The organism is Novosphingobium ovatum, assembly GCF_009909235.1.
Classification (GTDB): Bacteria; Pseudomonadota; Alphaproteobacteria; order Sphingomonadales; family Sphingomonadaceae; genus Novosphingobium; species Novosphingobium ovatum.
On record NZ_JAAAPO010000003.1, the window covers coordinates 265,470 to 278,496 of the forward strand.

Below are 13,027 nucleotides of genomic sequence, written 5' to 3' on the forward strand. Positions count from 1 at the left end.
GAATCCATGAGTGACAAATCCTTCTGGCAATCAGGCCATCGGCCGACGCTGATCATGGCGTTTCTGTATTTCGACGTGGCCTTCATGGTGTGGAACCTGTTGGGCCCGCTGGCGCCGATCTTTGCCAAATCGTTGGCGCTGACCCCGGCGGAAAAGGGCTTTGTCGTGGCGGTGCCCACGCTGGCTGGCGCGGTGTTGCGTCTGGTCAACGGCTTTTTGGTGGACCGCATCGGGCAAAAGCTGACCGGCACCATCGGTCAGGTGATCGTGATCGCGGGCCTGTTGGTGGCATGGCATTTCGGCGTGGCATCGATGCAGGGGCTGATCGCGGTGGGCATCGTGCTGGGCTTTGCCGGGGCCAGCTTTGCCGTGGCGCTGCCGCTGGCCAGTCGCTGGTATCCGCCCCAGCATCAGGGCAAGGCGATGGGCATCGCGGGCATGGGCAATTCGGGCACTGTGCTGGCGGCGATTTTTGCCCCGCTGCTGGCCAAGGCCTATGGCTGGGAAAACGTGCTGGGTCTGGCGGTGGTGCCGCTGCTTGTGGTGTTCGTGGCCTATCTGGCGCTGGTAAAGGACAGCCCGCATCAGCCCCCGGCCAAATCGACCGGCGAGTATGTGAAGGGCTATTTCAAGATGCTGGGCGAAGGGGACGCCTGGTGGTTCATCCTGTTCTATGGCGTGACCTTTGGCGGCTTTGTCGGCCTGTCGGGTTCGCTGCCCAGCTGGTATGTCACGGAACTGGCGATGAGCCCGGTGCAGGCCGGTTACGCCACCGCCGCCTGTGTGTTCGCCGGATCGCTGGTGCGCCCGTTTGGCGGGGCGCTGGCCGATCGCATCGGCGGGATCAAGACGCTCTCGGGCGTATACGCGCTGGCGGCAGTGCTGCTGGTGGTGATCTCGCTGGCGCCGATCAGCTTTTGGGTCATGTTCCCGCTGTTCTTCGCGGTGATGGGCACGCTGGGCGTGGGCAATGGCGCGGTGTTCCAGTTGGTGCCACAGCGTTTTCGTCATGAAATCGGCGTGATGACCGGCCTTGTCGGCTTTGGCGGCGGCGTTGGTGGCTTTTATCTGGCCTCTTCGCTGGGTCTGGCCAAGCAGATGACCGGCAGCATGAGCGCGGGCTTCCTGGTGTTCGCGGTGCTGGCGCTGGTGGCGCTGGCCGGGCTGACCGGCGTGAAGAAGCGCTGGCGCACGACATGGGGCGCGGCGATCAGCGGCGTGCGGATCTGATCGGGCGCTGCGATGGGGCGCGGGGGATAGCCCGGCGCCCCATCGGGCAATCGCGGGAAAACACTTGGCGTTGGGGCATGGGTGGGGGCATAGCTGCGTCTTCCTTCGCGAAAGGCACGCCCCCATGCTGATCCGCACACCCAATCTGCTGCACCCGACCGAGGCCGAGGCGACCGATGAAGCCCTGTACTGGAACCGCCGCGCGGTATTGGCGGGGTTGGTGGCAGCGGGCGCTTTGCCACAGGCAGCGCAGGCACAGACTCCTTTGCCCGCGCGGCGCACACGGACTTTGGACGAAGAGCCGACCCCGTTCGATACCGTCACCCATTACAACAATTTCTATGAATTCGGGACGGGCAAGGAAGATCCCGCGCGTACCGCGGGCCGTTTGCGCCTGCGGCCATGGACGGTGCGGGTCGAAGGCATGGTGGCCAAGCCGCAGACCATCGACATCGACCAGTTGATCCGCCAGTTTCCGCTGGAAGAGCGCGTTTATCGCCTCCGCTGTGTCGAGGCGTGGTCGATGGTGATCCCTTGGGTGGGCTTTCCCTTGGCCGCGCTGTTGCGGCAGGTGGAACCGCTGGGCAGTGCCAAATTCGTCGCCTTTGAGACTTTGCGCGATCCGCGCCAGATGCCGGGGCAAACCACGGCCGCGCTGCAATGGCCCTATGTCGAAGGCCTGCGGCTGGACGAGGCGATGCATCCGCTGACCATGCTGGCGGTGGGGCTGTATGGCCGCACGCTGCCCGCGCAGAACGGGGCGCCGCTGCGGTTGGTGGTGCCGTGGAAATATGGCTTCAAATCGATCAAGTCGATCGTGCGCATCCGTTTGCTCGACCGTCAGCCGCCGACCAGCTGGAACCTGTCCGCGCCCAATGAATATGGCTTTTTTGCCAATGTGAACCCCGATGTTGATCACCCCCGCTGGACGCAATCGCGCGAAAGGCGGATTGGCGATTGGTTCCCGCGCCGCACGCTGCCATTCAATGGCTATGGCGCAGAGGTGGCGGGGCTGTATCGCGGCATGAATCTGGCGCGCTACTACTGATGCGTCCGATGGCGCGGTGGGCTGTGCGTTGGGGCGTACAACTGGCGATGGCGCTGCCGCTGGCGGTGCTGGTGGCGCGCTGGGGCGCGATGGCGTGGGGGCTGTCGCCCCGCGCGGCGGGCCTGACGGCCGAGCCTGTGGCTGAAACGATCAACCAACTGGGCCTGTGGGCGCTGCGGGCGTTGTGGCTGACGCTGGCCGTGACGCCTTTGCGCGCGGTGACGGGGTGGAATTGGCTGGCGGCGTGGCGGCGGCCTCTGGGCCTATGGTGCTTTGCCTATGCCACGCTGCATCTGATGGTCTATGTCGGGCTGGACATGCTGGGCGATCTGGGATTGCTGTGGGCCGACGTGGTCAAGCACCGCTTTATCCTGCTGGGCATGGCGGGATGGGTGATGCTCTTGCCGCTGGCGCTGACCTCGCCGCGCGCGGTGGCGCGTTGGCTGGGCGGGCGGCGGTGGCGGGTGCTGCACCGGCTGGCCTATGTGGCGGGACTTGCGGTGGCGGTGCATTTCCTCCTGCGGGTCAAGGGCTTCCAGATCGAGCCATGGATATATGCCGGCCTGCTGGCGCTGTTGCTGGGGCTGCGCCGGTGGCCGGCGCGCGCGATAATGCATTGGACGCGCCCGCGCGCATGATGTAACGGCCGCCCACCGGCAGATGTCCCGCATCAAGCCCTGTCGGCTGAGAGTCCTTGTGCTCCCGCTTGGTTGGGGGCAGGTTTGATGATCCACCGTGACCGCAAGGCCTTTGTCCAAGGCGAAGAAGCATGGCCCGCCGACCCGCGTTTGGCTGCGCTGTGGCAGGCGCATACGACGATGGTGGCCGGGTGCCGGATGCTGATCGCGCGCGCCGCATCGGATATCGCCCCCACCGCGCCGATCAATGTGCGGATGCGGATGGCGGGCAATCATCTCAAGGAACTGGACCGTTTTCTGGCGCTGTTGTTGCGCGCGCGCGGGCAGGTGTTGCGCACGGCGGGCGGGCGTGGGGCCATGATGCCGCCGCGATTGCAGGCGTGCTGGCCCCGGTTGCGGGCGGTGCGGCGGTTGCGGCTGGCAGCCAGCGACAGCCTGAGCGCATTGAGCGGCACCGGCCTGCGGCGCGATCTGGCGATGGCGGCCTGTGGTGTGGGTGGTCCGGCAGCCCCCGCGCCCGCCCCGGTCGAGATCGGCGATGCGGCATTGGCGGAAATTGCCCGCTTCTATCTGTTTCTGGCCGAGGCTTTGGTGATTGTGCATCTGCCTCCGGTCGAGCAACACGTCGCTCCGTAACCGTCAGTCGGCCTGGCGGTACAGTTCGGCCGGGCGAAAGGCGGTCTCGGTCTCGCGCGTGCCGGTGGGGGTGATCCAGCCGCTGTCCAGCATCCGCCGGCGAAAGGCGGGCTTGTGAAAACGGGTGCCGGCAATCGCTTCATGCACGGCTTGCAGATCGCGCAGGGTGAAGCGCGCGGGCAACAGCGCCAGCGCGATCGGCGTATAGGCCAATTTCCCCCGCAACCGTTCCAGCGCCAGCGCGACGATGGCGTCATGGTCAAATCCCAGCGGCGCGGGCAGGGCCTCTATCGGCATCAGCGCCAGATCATCGCGGGCGGCGACCGCCTGCGTAAGGCCCGCGGCGGGCAATAGCGCGAAATAGGCGACACTGACCACCCGCAGGCGCGGATCACGGCCGGGCGCGCCAAAAGTATACAGTTGCTCCAGCCATGCGGCGCGCTCGCTGGCCAGCCCGGCCTTGGCGGTCAGCACGCGGCGGGCGGCATCGTCCAATGTTTCCTGTGCGGCGACAAAGCCGCCCGGCAGCACCCACTGTCCGGCAAAGGGCGCCGCATCGCGCCGCTGCAACAGCACCGCCAATTGCCCATCGATCAGGCTCATCAGCACCAGATCAACGGTCACGGCCATTGGCGGAAATGAGGGGGTGTCGGTCATGGTGCGATCTTATAACTTGACTGGATATAAGTCAAATGCGAATAAGGTCGCATAGCGAGTCGGGGAGTCCGGCTTGCCCATTTTGTCCAGGGAGCCTGCGACATGAGCACCATTGATTTTGGCGTCTTCATCGGGCGCTTTCAGCCGCTGCATATCGGCCATGAACATGTGATCGCACACGCGCTGGAACGCTGTGACCGGCTGATCGTGCTGGTCGGATCGGCCAATGTGGCGCGCGATCCGCGCAACCCCTTTACCTATGCCGAACGGGCCGCGATGCTGCGCGGGGCGTTTCCCGATGCGGTGGCGGCGGGGCGGTTGATCATCGCGCCGCTGGACGATCACCTCTATTCCGACACCGCATGGGTGGCGCAGGTGCAACGCAGCGTGCGCGCCCTTGTGCTGGAGCATGGCAATGGGGGCGGGTTCCACACCCACGGGCTGGCCGATTTCCGCGTTGCGCTGACCGGCTTTGGCAAGGACGCTTCGTCCTATTACCTCAAGCTGTTCCCCGAATGGGCCAACCTGCAAATTGACAGCCAATACGGCACCTTCTCGTCCAGCGATGTGCGCAGCCGCTATTTCCAGCGCATTCCAGAGGTGCCGGCCGCGATTCTGTCGGCTGGCGTGGCCGATTTCCTGCGCGGCTTCATGCTGGGCGAAACGTTCCGTGCCCTGCTGGAGGAGGCCGAGTTTCTGGCCGCCTATCCGGCGCAATGGGGGCGCGGGCCATTTGTCACGGCGGACGCGGTGGTGGTGCAATCGGGGCATATCCTGCTGGTCGAACGTGGCCGCGCACCGGGCAAGGGCTTGCTGGCGCTGCCCGGTGGCTTTGTAAACCCCGACGAGCGGATCCGCGACGCTGCCATCCGCGAGCTTCGTGAGGAGACATCGATCAGCGACGCCAAGGGGCAGATCCCGCCCGCCATGCTGGCCAGCTTTATCGAGGACGCGCGCACCCGTGTGTTCGATGCGCCGGGGCGGTCGCTGCGGGGACGGATCATTACGCATGCCTTTCTGTTCCGCCTGCCCGAACGGCGGCAATTGTTCGCGGTCAAGGGCGGCGATGATGCGGCCCACGCGCGCTGGTACCGCTTTGGCGACCTGTCGCCCGAGATGCTGTTCGAGGACCATTGGGCGATCATCGAGGAGATGGCCGACCTTTAAGGGCCGACCTGTAACGGGCCAGCGGGGGAGTCCCGCAAGTGGCCCATCTGTGAGGAGTTCACACCATGACCAATCTGATTCTGGCCACCGACAGCTACAAGCACAGCCATTTTCGCCAATACCCGCCCGAAACCCGCGCCATCAGCGCCTATGTCGAGGCGCGGGTCAATGATTTCGCCGATGCGGTCGTGTTCTTTGGCTTGCAGGCGTTCATCATCGACTATCTGGCGCGGCCGATCACAGCCGCCGACATCGACGAGGCCGAGGCGATCTGCGCCGCCCATGGCGAGCCGTTCAACCGCGCCGGATGGGAGATCGTGCTGAACGATCACGCCGGCTTCCTGCCGATCGAGATCCGCGCCTTGCCCGAAGGGATGGTGGTGCCCGCTGGCGTGCCGCTGTTGCAGGTCGAAACCACCGATCCGCGCCTCCCGTGGCTGGCGACCTTTATCGAGACGGCGCTGTTGCGGGGTATCTGGTACCCCACCACGGTCGCTACACTCAGCCGCCAATGCCGCCAGATCATCGCGGCGGGACTGGAACGCACCAGCGATGATCCGGCTGGGCAATTGCCGTTCAAGCTGCACGATTTCGGCGCGCGTGGGGTCAGCAGCGCGCAGAGTGCGGGCTTGGGCGGGATGGCGCATCTGGTGAACTTCATGGGCACCGACACGATGGAGGCCCTGTTGGCCGCGCGGCGGTATTATGACGCGGATATGGCGGGCTTCTCCATTCCCGCGGCCGAGCACAGCACGATCACCAGCTGGGGCCCGGCGCGCGAACAGGCCGCCTATGCCAATATGCTGGACGCGTTTGACGGCGTGGTGGCGGTGGTGTCCGACAGCTATGATCTGGATGCGGCGTTGGGCGGCATCTGGGGAGGCACTTTGCGCGATCGGGTGCTGGCACGCGATGGCACGCTGGTGGTGCGGCCCGACAGTGGCGATCCGGTGGATACGCCGTTGCGGGTGATCGAAGGGCTGTGGGACGCCTTTGGCGGGACGGTGAATGGCAAGGGCTATCGCGTGCTCGACAGCCATGTGCGGGTGATACAGGGCGACGGGATGACCCGCGACAGCATCGCGCGGCTGATCGACCGGCTGATCGGGGCTGGCTATGCCGTGGACAACATTGCCTTTGGCATGGGGGGCGGGCTGTTGCAGCAGGTCAACCGAGACACCTTGCGCTTTGCCATGAAGGCGAACGCGATGCGCGATGCTGATGGGGTGTGGCACGACATCGCCAAAACCCCCGCCACCGATCCGACCAAGGCCAGCAAGGCCGGACGGCAAGCGGTGGTGTTGCGTGATGGCCAGATGCGCGCGGCGGCGATGGATGGCGTGGCCGATGCCGACAATCTGTTGGTGCCGGTATGGCGCAATGGCACGCTGTTGGTCCGCCACAGCTTTGACGCGGTGCGTGCCCGTGCGGCGGGGGGCGTGGTTTAATCCACCACCGCCTCGACCAATGTCGGACCGGGTGTCGCCAGTGACCAGCGCAGCGCTTCCTCCAGGCGCGCAAGGTCGCTGGCGCGCCGCGCCGCCACCCCATGCCCTGTGGCCAGATGGACAAAGTCCAGCTCGGGGAAATGGGTGCCCACCACCTGTTGCATGCCAAACTGGCGGCCGAAGTTGTGCAGCGCTTCGTACCGGCCGTTTTTGATGATCAGGAAACTGATGTTGGCGCCCCATTGCGCCGCCGCATGCAACCCCTGAATGGCATACATGGCCGAGCCATCGCCCAGCACCGCGATCACTTTGGCATCGGGCCGGGCCAGCGCCATGCCCACGGCGGCGGGCAGGCCATGGCCCAATCCGCCGCTGGCCGTGGTATAGAACGTGTCGGGGGCGATGATCGGCAAATGGTCGTGCATGGCTCCCCGACTGGAGGGGGCTTCCTCGACGATGATGCTGTCGGGCGTGCGCAGCGCGGCCAGCAGGCGCAGGACATGGGCGTCCCGCATCCCGCCATCACTCAGCGCTGCGGGCAGGGCGCGCGGCGGCGGGGCCGGGCGTATGGGCGCGGGATGGTTCAACAGCATCGCCACCGCGCGATCCACCTGTGCGACGATGGCGCTGCCCACCGGGGCCCATGCGGCATGGACATGGTTGTCGCCAATCATCCAGACCTTGGTGTCATCAGCAATGTGCGGGCCGTGGCCTTCGACGTGGTACAGGTGCATCGGCCCACCCAGCGCCAGCACCATGTCATGCCCGGCCAGCTGGCGCACAATCGCCTCGCGCCCGGCGGTCAGGAAACCGGCGAACAGCGGGTGGTTTTCCGGGAAGGCGCAGCGGGCCGACATGGGCGCAACCCAGACCCGCGCCTGATGGTGTTGCGCCAAGGCGATGATCTCTTCCCATGCCCCATCGCGCGCCGCGCCGGCACCCACCACAATCGCGGGCGCGCGCGCGGCGGCCAGATCGGCGGCGCAGGCGGCGATGGCCTCTGGCGCGGGCAGGCGATGGGTATGGATGGTGCGCGGCGGGCAGGGCGTTGCGGGGCGCTCCCAATCGTCAATCGGGATCGAGACAAAGGTCGGGCCACAAGGCGGCTCCATCGCCACGGCCCATGCGCGGTGGATGGCGGCGGGCACGTCCTCTCCGCGCGCCGGTTCGCAGGACCATTTGACAAAGGGGCGGGGGAATTCGCTGGCCCGCTCGGCATAGAGGAAGGGTTCATAGGGCAGGATTGACCGCGCCTGTTGCCCGGCGGTCACCACCAGCGGCGTCTGGTTTTTCCACGCGGTGAACAGATTGCCCAACGCATGCCCCGTGCCTGCCGAACTGTGCAGGTTGACCAAAGCCGCGCGGCCGCTCCCTTGGGCATAGCCATCGGCCATGCCCAGCACCACGCTTTCCTGCAGGCCCATGACATAGCGGAAATCAGCGGGAAAATCGCGGAACATCGGCAGTTCGGTCGACCCCGGATTGCCAAAGATCGTGGTCATCCCCAAGGCGCGCAACAGGGCCATGGTTTCATCGCGGACGGTGGACATGCTCTCTCCTGCGGCCTTTGCCTTTGGCCTTTGGCACAGGGTGCCTGCCGCGCGTGGTCGCGACAATGGGTTTTTGCAGATGGGTGGTTTTTAACGCGGGTGACGGGCGGCCAGCGCGATCCCGGCCAGATTCTGCTGCCGCTTGACCCAGCGGACGCGGGGGCGCGCGTCTGTGCCCACCTGCGCCAGCAAGGCGGCGGCATGGGGATGCGCGGTCTGGCCAGTGGTCAGCGCGTGTTGCGCCTGTATGATCACTTCGCGCGCGTCACCAATCAGGGTGTAATGCGTCAGCCCGCTGTCCTGCGCCAACCGCACCGCCCACAACAGCGCCAGCCATTCCGCGTCATGATTTGATCCGTGCCCCAAGGCCGCGCGATAATGGGGCTGGCCACGGATCACCACGGCTGCCTCGATCGGGCCGGGGTTGGGGCGGCATCCGCCGTCGAAAAACACCTTTGCGCAGGGCTGGGTCATGTCGGGCGGCCTAGCCGAGGCGGCCTGTGGCGCGCAAGCGAATCGCGGGCGGTCCCACCCGACTGCGCCTGCGCCATGTGGGGCCATTCCGTGGCGGGCTGGGCCGGGCCGTACCGGCGGTTTTTCTCCATGGCATTGATCCCCCCTTCTAAGCTTGGGCTAAGTTTGGGGGGGCATAGCGCGCACATCACCAACGCAAGAAAGCAGGTTTGATGTTGCCATCTTTCCATTTCCGTTCGGTCCTGGGCGTCATTGCCGCCTTTGGGCTGTCCAGTCCCGCCTATGCCGGGCCGCCGTTTGTCACCGATGATCCACAGCCGACCGAATACCATCGCTGGGAGGTCTATCAATTCGCATCACTCAGCCGCGAGGACGGTGTGACCGGGCTCGATACCGGGTTGGACCTGAATTACGGCGCGATCAAGGATCTGCAACTGACCGCCACCTTGCCGCTGCACAGGGAAACCGGGGCGCCACTGGATGTGGGCGAGGTGCAATTGGCCGCCAAGTACCGGATCCTGCATCAAGGCGGCGGCCACTTGCCGATTGATGTCAGCCTGTTTCCCCGCGTGATCCTGCCGACCGGGCGTGGAGCGGGGCGCGCGCGGGTCCTTTTGCCGGTGTGGGGGCAACGCAATCAGGGCCGCTGGCAGTTCTTTGGCGGGGGTGGCTATGTCCTTAATCCGGGCGAGGGCAACCGCAATTACTGGGTGCAGGGCGCGGCGGTTATGCGCCAGATGCGGCCGGGATGGCAGTTGGGTATCGAGGAATACCACCAAGGCCCGACCGCGCAGGGTGAGCGTGCGGTCACGGGCCTCAATCTGGGTACGCTGATCCATATCAAGGGGCCGGTGTCGCTGATCGGTTCGGCGGGGCAGGGCCTCAACCGGCGCCAAAGCCTGTTTTACGCCGCACTCAAGCTCGATCTGTAAAGGACAGGCACATGCAGGACACCTCCAAGGCGTTGGCAAAAGTGCCCGCCATCACGCTCGGGTTCTGGGCGATCAAGATTTTTGCCACCACGCTGGGCGAAACGGCCGGGGACACTGTCTCGATGAGCTGGCTGGGCGAGACGACCGCGCAGGCCACAGGTTGGGGCTATTTGATCGGCACCGGTCTGTTTCTGTTGCCGCTGATCGTTTTGGTTGCGGCGCAGATCCGCGCCAAAGCCTTTCACCCCTTGCTGTATTGGTCCACGATCATCGCCTCGACCACGGCGGGCACGACGCTGGCCGACTATTTCGACCGGTCGCTGGGCATTGGCTATCTGGGGGGATCGCTCTCGCTGTTCGCCTGCGTGGTGGCCTCGCTGGCGATCTGGAAACACCGGTTGGGCAGCGTCTCGGTCGGCAGCATTTCCAGCCCGCAGGCGGAACTGTTCTATTGGATCACCATCACCTTTTCGCAAACACTGGGCACGGCGCTGGGTGATTGGACGGCCGACAGCTTTGGCGAGGCCACGTTCATGGGCCTGGAATCGGGCTATGTGCTGGGCGCGCTGGTGTTTGCCGCGGCATTGGCGGCGGTGGCGCTGGCGTGGTGCTGGACGGGCATTTCGCGCGCGGCCCTGTTCTGGATGGCCTTTATCCTCACCCGGCCTTTGGGCGCGACCGTCGGCGATTTTCTGGACAAGCCGCTCGACAAGGGGGGATTGGATTTCAGCCGCCCGATTGCCTCGCTGGTCTTGCTGCTGGCCATGGGCTTGTGCCTGATGCTGCTGCCTCAGCGCGCGGCCAGCGCCGATGCGGCGCATTGATGCGGCCGGTGGCGTGGCTGGACCGGTTCGACACCGGGCGGTTGCCGCGATAAGGTGGCGTGACTGTCACAAGGCAAGAAAGGCATCGCATGCGCCTGTTGCTGGTGGAAGATGACCCGATGATCGGCGAAGCGGTGCAGGCGGCGTTGAAAGACGCCGCCCATGCCGTGGACTGGGCGCGGGACGGCGCAACCGCGCGCGAGGCGCTGGCCTGTGGCCATTACGATGCGATGCTGCTGGATCTGGGGCTGCCTGATGGTGATGGCCTGACCCTGCTGGCCGAACTTCGCGGCAGACGTGACCGATTGCCGGTGCTGATCCTGACGGCGCGGGACAGTATCGAGGACCGCCTCAAGGGGCTGGACGGCGGGGCGGATGACTATCTCGTCAAGCCTTTTGCCATGGCCGAACTGTTGGCGCGGCTGCGGGCGATCCTGCGTCGACAGGGCGGTCAGGGCGAAGCATTGCTGGGCAATGGCGCGATCACGTTGAACCCGGCGACCCGTGTGGCCACGGCACCCGGCACTGGCGACATCGCGCTGTCGGCGCGCGAATTCGCGTTGCTCCATGCGCTGTTGCTGCGGCCGGGGGCAATCCTGTCACGCGGCGCGCTGGAAGACCGCATCTATGGCTGGGGCGAAGAGGTGGAAAGCAATGCGGTCGAGTTTCTGATCCATGCCCTGCGCCGCAAATTGGGCCGCGACGCGATCCGCAATGTGCGCGGGGTGGGCTGGATGGTGGTAAAGGAGGCATGATGGGCTCGTTGCAATGGCGTTTGTCCGTGGCGCTGGCGCTGCTTATCGTGCTGGTTGGGCTGTTGGGCGGGGTCTATGCCTATCGCGCCGCCTATCACGAGGCCGAGGAGTTGCAGGACGGGACCTTGCGGCAGATCGCGGTGCTGGTGGCGCGGCAGGATCAGGGGGCAGGGGCGCGGGCCGCCACCGGACGCCCCACCGATGCCGAGGACGCCCCCCAGTTGGTGATCAGCCGCTATGACGGGGCGCCAGACGCGATTTTGCCGCTGCCCGCCGGGTTGCCCTTGGGGCTGGGCACCTATGATGTGGCCGGGCTGTCCTATCGGGTGTTGATCGCCAGCGACAACCATGGCCGGCGTTTCGCCTTGGCCCAGCGCGCCAGTTTCCGCGACGAAATCGCCCGCGACAGTGCCCGCCAATGTCTGCTGCCGCTTGGCTTGCTGGTGCCTGCGCTGTTGCTGCTGGTGCCGGGCGTGATACGGTACAGTTTTCGCCCGGTCGATCGCGCCGCGCGGGATCTGGCCGCACGCTCGGCCAAGGATATCCATCCCATCGCCGCCGGTGATCTGCCCGCCGAAGTGCAGCCGTTTGTGCAGGCCATCGATGCCCTGTTGGCCCGGGTCAGCCAAAGCGTTGAGCAACAGCGCCGCTTTATCGCGGATGCGGCGCATGAATTGCGCTCGCCCATGGCGGCCCTGTCGTTACAGGCGGAACGTTTGGCCCAATGCGACCTGTCGCCAGAAGCAGAGTCCCGGTTGTCGGCCATGACGGGCGGGATCGCCCGTAACCAGCGCTTGCTGGAGCAATTGCTGGATCTGGCCCGGGCGCAGTCGGGGCCGTCAGCCGCAACAGGTGGCCCACTGGCCATGGCCGATGTGCTGCGCGAAGTGATCGAGGAGGCGATGCCATTGGCGCTGGCAAAGGGGGTGGATCTGGGGGTGTCGGGGGCGGCGGATGGCCATGTCGAGATGAATCGGATCGATATGTTGGTGGCGTTGCGCAATCTGGTGCACAATGCCATCCGCCATTCGCCCAAGGGTGGCGCGGTGGATATGCATTTCGCCCTGATTGATGGTGGCTGGACCATCGCTGTCACCGATCAGGGCGGCGGCATGGGCCCAGACGACATCGCCCGCGCGACGATGCCGTTTTATCGGGTCGCGGGCACGCAGGGGGCGGGATCCGGCCTTGGCTTGGCGATTGTGTCGGCCATTGCGGATCGCGCGGGGCTGGAGCTGCGCCTGACCAACCGGGCCGAAGGCGGGTTTTGCGCGGCGCTGACCGCATCTTGCCCCTGACGCACAGGTCAGGGGCGATCAATCCGTGACGTCAGCGGCCTGATCGGCACGCAATTTGGCCGCTTCGGCCTCTTTCTTCTTTTTCTGATCTTGATCGTAATGCCATTTGATCGAGAAGAACATGCCCGTTCCCAGCACGATACACTTGATGGTCAACAGAAAAACCGGGACCCATTCCATCATTTTGGCCTGACATTGTTGGTTGTGGACGCAATGGTCGAACATCGTTGGCGTTGCAGCCATGTGCCGGGAACAGGCGAAGCACCATTGCCCTGATTCGATCACGGCTTGCCCGTAGTGGCGGCGTGCCTCTTTGCGCAAGCCCTGTTCGCAGGCGGCGGGCATGGGGCGCCGCCCGCCCGCCGTCCCT

14 protein-coding genes are annotated in these 13,027 nt (G+C 65.7%); 10 read left to right on the forward strand and 4 right to left on the reverse strand.

The features are described from left to right. Positions 1-6 precede the first annotated feature (6 nt). The 4 genes from GTZ99_RS08830 to GTZ99_RS08845 all read left to right on the forward strand — a co-directional run bounded on the left by GTZ99_RS08830 (position 7) and on the right by GTZ99_RS08845 (position 3,552). On the forward strand, positions 7-1,230 hold the full coding sequence (locus GTZ99_RS08830; protein WP_201742443.1) for a nitrate/nitrite transporter: 1,224 nt from the start codon (positions 7-9) through the stop codon (positions 1,228-1,230). Positions 1,231-1,354: 124 nt separating this feature from the next. Beyond that, on the forward strand, positions 1,355-2,278 hold the full coding sequence (gene msrP, locus GTZ99_RS08835) for a protein-methionine-sulfoxide reductase catalytic subunit MsrP (protein ID WP_161717969.1): 924 nt from the start codon (positions 1,355-1,357) through the stop codon (positions 2,276-2,278). Between the two features lie 8 nt (positions 2,279-2,286). Next, the gene (locus GTZ99_RS08840) at positions 2,287-2,916 is read left to right on the forward strand and encodes a protein-methionine-sulfoxide reductase heme-binding subunit MsrQ (protein WP_227711205.1); all 630 of its coding nucleotides are present in this window, start codon (positions 2,287-2,289) and stop codon (positions 2,914-2,916) included. Positions 2,917-3,003: 87 nt separating this feature from the next. Further along, positions 3,004-3,552, forward strand: a complete 549-nt coding sequence (locus GTZ99_RS08845; protein WP_161717971.1) for a hypothetical protein — start codon at positions 3,004-3,006, stop codon at positions 3,550-3,552. A gap of 3 nt (positions 3,553-3,555) precedes the next feature. On the opposite strand, the gene GTZ99_RS08850 is transcribed toward GTZ99_RS08845, so the two are convergent. Beyond that, positions 3,556-4,209, reverse strand: coding sequence for an NUDIX hydrolase (locus GTZ99_RS08850; protein WP_161717973.1), 654 nt, complete (start codon positions 4,207-4,209; stop codon positions 3,556-3,558). A gap of 102 nt (positions 4,210-4,311) precedes the next feature. Here GTZ99_RS08850 and GTZ99_RS08855 point away from each other — a divergent pair, with 102 nt between their 5' ends. Then, complete coding sequence (locus GTZ99_RS08855) at positions 4,312-5,376, forward strand: bifunctional nicotinamide-nucleotide adenylyltransferase/Nudix hydroxylase (protein WP_161717975.1); 1,065 nt, start codon at positions 4,312-4,314, stop codon at positions 5,374-5,376. A gap of 65 nt (positions 5,377-5,441) precedes the next feature. Beyond that, a complete protein-coding gene (locus GTZ99_RS08860; protein WP_161717977.1) occupies positions 5,442-6,824 on the forward strand; it encodes a nicotinate phosphoribosyltransferase in 1,383 nt (460 codons plus the stop codon). On the opposite strand, the gene mdlC is transcribed toward GTZ99_RS08860, so the two are convergent. Further along, complete coding sequence (mdlC, locus tag GTZ99_RS08865; protein WP_161717979.1) at positions 6,821-8,374, reverse strand: benzoylformate decarboxylase; 1,554 nt, start codon at positions 8,372-8,374, stop codon at positions 6,821-6,823. The two genes, GTZ99_RS08860 and mdlC, sit on opposite strands and share 4 nt — an antisense overlap. Positions 8,375-8,464: 90 nt before the next feature. Beyond that, entirely contained in the window at positions 8,465-8,848 is a 384-nt protein-coding gene (locus tag GTZ99_RS08870; RefSeq protein WP_161717981.1) for a ribonuclease HI, read from the reverse strand. A 212-nt stretch (positions 8,849-9,060) separates the two neighbouring features. Here GTZ99_RS08870 and GTZ99_RS08875 point away from each other — a divergent pair, with 212 nt between their 5' ends. From GTZ99_RS08875 to GTZ99_RS08890, 4 genes are all read left to right on the forward strand, one after another. Beyond that, positions 9,061-9,780, forward strand: coding sequence for a hypothetical protein (locus GTZ99_RS08875; RefSeq protein WP_161717983.1), 720 nt, complete (start codon positions 9,061-9,063; stop codon positions 9,778-9,780). Positions 9,781-9,791: 11 nt separating this feature from the next. Next, entirely contained in the window at positions 9,792-10,604 is an 813-nt protein-coding gene (locus GTZ99_RS08880; RefSeq protein ID WP_161717985.1) for a COG4705 family protein, read from the forward strand. 89 nt (positions 10,605-10,693) lie between these two features. After that, positions 10,694-11,359, forward strand: a complete 666-nt coding sequence (locus GTZ99_RS08885) for a response regulator (protein ID WP_161717987.1) — start codon at positions 10,694-10,696, stop codon at positions 11,357-11,359. Beyond that, positions 11,356-12,657, forward strand: coding sequence for an ATP-binding protein (locus GTZ99_RS08890; protein WP_161717989.1), 1,302 nt, complete (start codon positions 11,356-11,358; stop codon positions 12,655-12,657). Before GTZ99_RS08885 ends, GTZ99_RS08890 begins: the two co-directional genes overlap by 4 nt. Positions 12,658-12,675: 18 nt before the next feature. Here GTZ99_RS08890 and GTZ99_RS08895 read toward each other — a convergent pair whose 3' ends face one another. Further along, the gene (locus GTZ99_RS08895; RefSeq protein WP_161717991.1) at positions 12,676-13,002 is read right to left on the reverse strand and encodes a hypothetical protein; all 327 of its coding nucleotides are present in this window, start codon (positions 13,000-13,002) and stop codon (positions 12,676-12,678) included. Between the last annotated feature and the right edge of the window lie 25 nt (positions 13,003-13,027).

What these genes read in the sequence shown, in the direction of transcription:
- GTZ99_RS08830 (WP_201742443.1), top strand. Translation starts at nt 7, where the DNA reads ATGAGTGACAAATCCTTCTGGCAATCAGGCCATCGGCCGACGCTGATC.
- msrP (WP_161717969.1), top strand. Translation starts at nt 1,355, where the DNA reads ATGCTGATCCGCACACCCAATCTGCTGCACCCGACCGAGGCCGAGGCG.
- GTZ99_RS08840 (WP_227711205.1), top strand. Translation starts at nt 2,287, where the DNA reads ATGGCGCGGTGGGCTGTGCGTTGGGGCGTACAACTGGCGATGGCGCTG.
- GTZ99_RS08845 (WP_161717971.1), top strand. Translation starts at nt 3,004, where the DNA reads ATGATCCACCGTGACCGCAAGGCCTTTGTCCAAGGCGAAGAAGCATGG.
- GTZ99_RS08850 (WP_161717973.1), bottom strand. Translation starts at nt 4,209, where the DNA reads ATGACCGACACCCCCTCATTTCCGCCAATGGCCGTGACCGTTGATCTG.
- GTZ99_RS08855 (WP_161717975.1), top strand. Translation starts at nt 4,312, where the DNA reads ATGAGCACCATTGATTTTGGCGTCTTCATCGGGCGCTTTCAGCCGCTG.
- GTZ99_RS08860 (WP_161717977.1), top strand. Translation starts at nt 5,442, where the DNA reads ATGACCAATCTGATTCTGGCCACCGACAGCTACAAGCACAGCCATTTT.
- mdlC (WP_161717979.1), bottom strand. Translation starts at nt 8,374, where the DNA reads ATGTCCACCGTCCGCGATGAAACCATGGCCCTGTTGCGCGCCTTGGGG.
- GTZ99_RS08870 (WP_161717981.1), bottom strand. Translation starts at nt 8,848, where the DNA reads ATGACCCAGCCCTGCGCAAAGGTGTTTTTCGACGGCGGATGCCGCCCC.
- GTZ99_RS08875 (WP_161717983.1), top strand. Translation starts at nt 9,061, where the DNA reads ATGTTGCCATCTTTCCATTTCCGTTCGGTCCTGGGCGTCATTGCCGCC.
- GTZ99_RS08880 (WP_161717985.1), top strand. Translation starts at nt 9,792, where the DNA reads ATGCAGGACACCTCCAAGGCGTTGGCAAAAGTGCCCGCCATCACGCTC.
- GTZ99_RS08885 (WP_161717987.1), top strand. Translation starts at nt 10,694, where the DNA reads ATGCGCCTGTTGCTGGTGGAAGATGACCCGATGATCGGCGAAGCGGTG.
- GTZ99_RS08890 (WP_161717989.1), top strand. Translation starts at nt 11,356, where the DNA reads ATGATGGGCTCGTTGCAATGGCGTTTGTCCGTGGCGCTGGCGCTGCTT.
- GTZ99_RS08895 (WP_161717991.1), bottom strand. Translation starts at nt 13,002, where the DNA reads ATGCCCGCCGCCTGCGAACAGGGCTTGCGCAAAGAGGCACGCCGCCAC.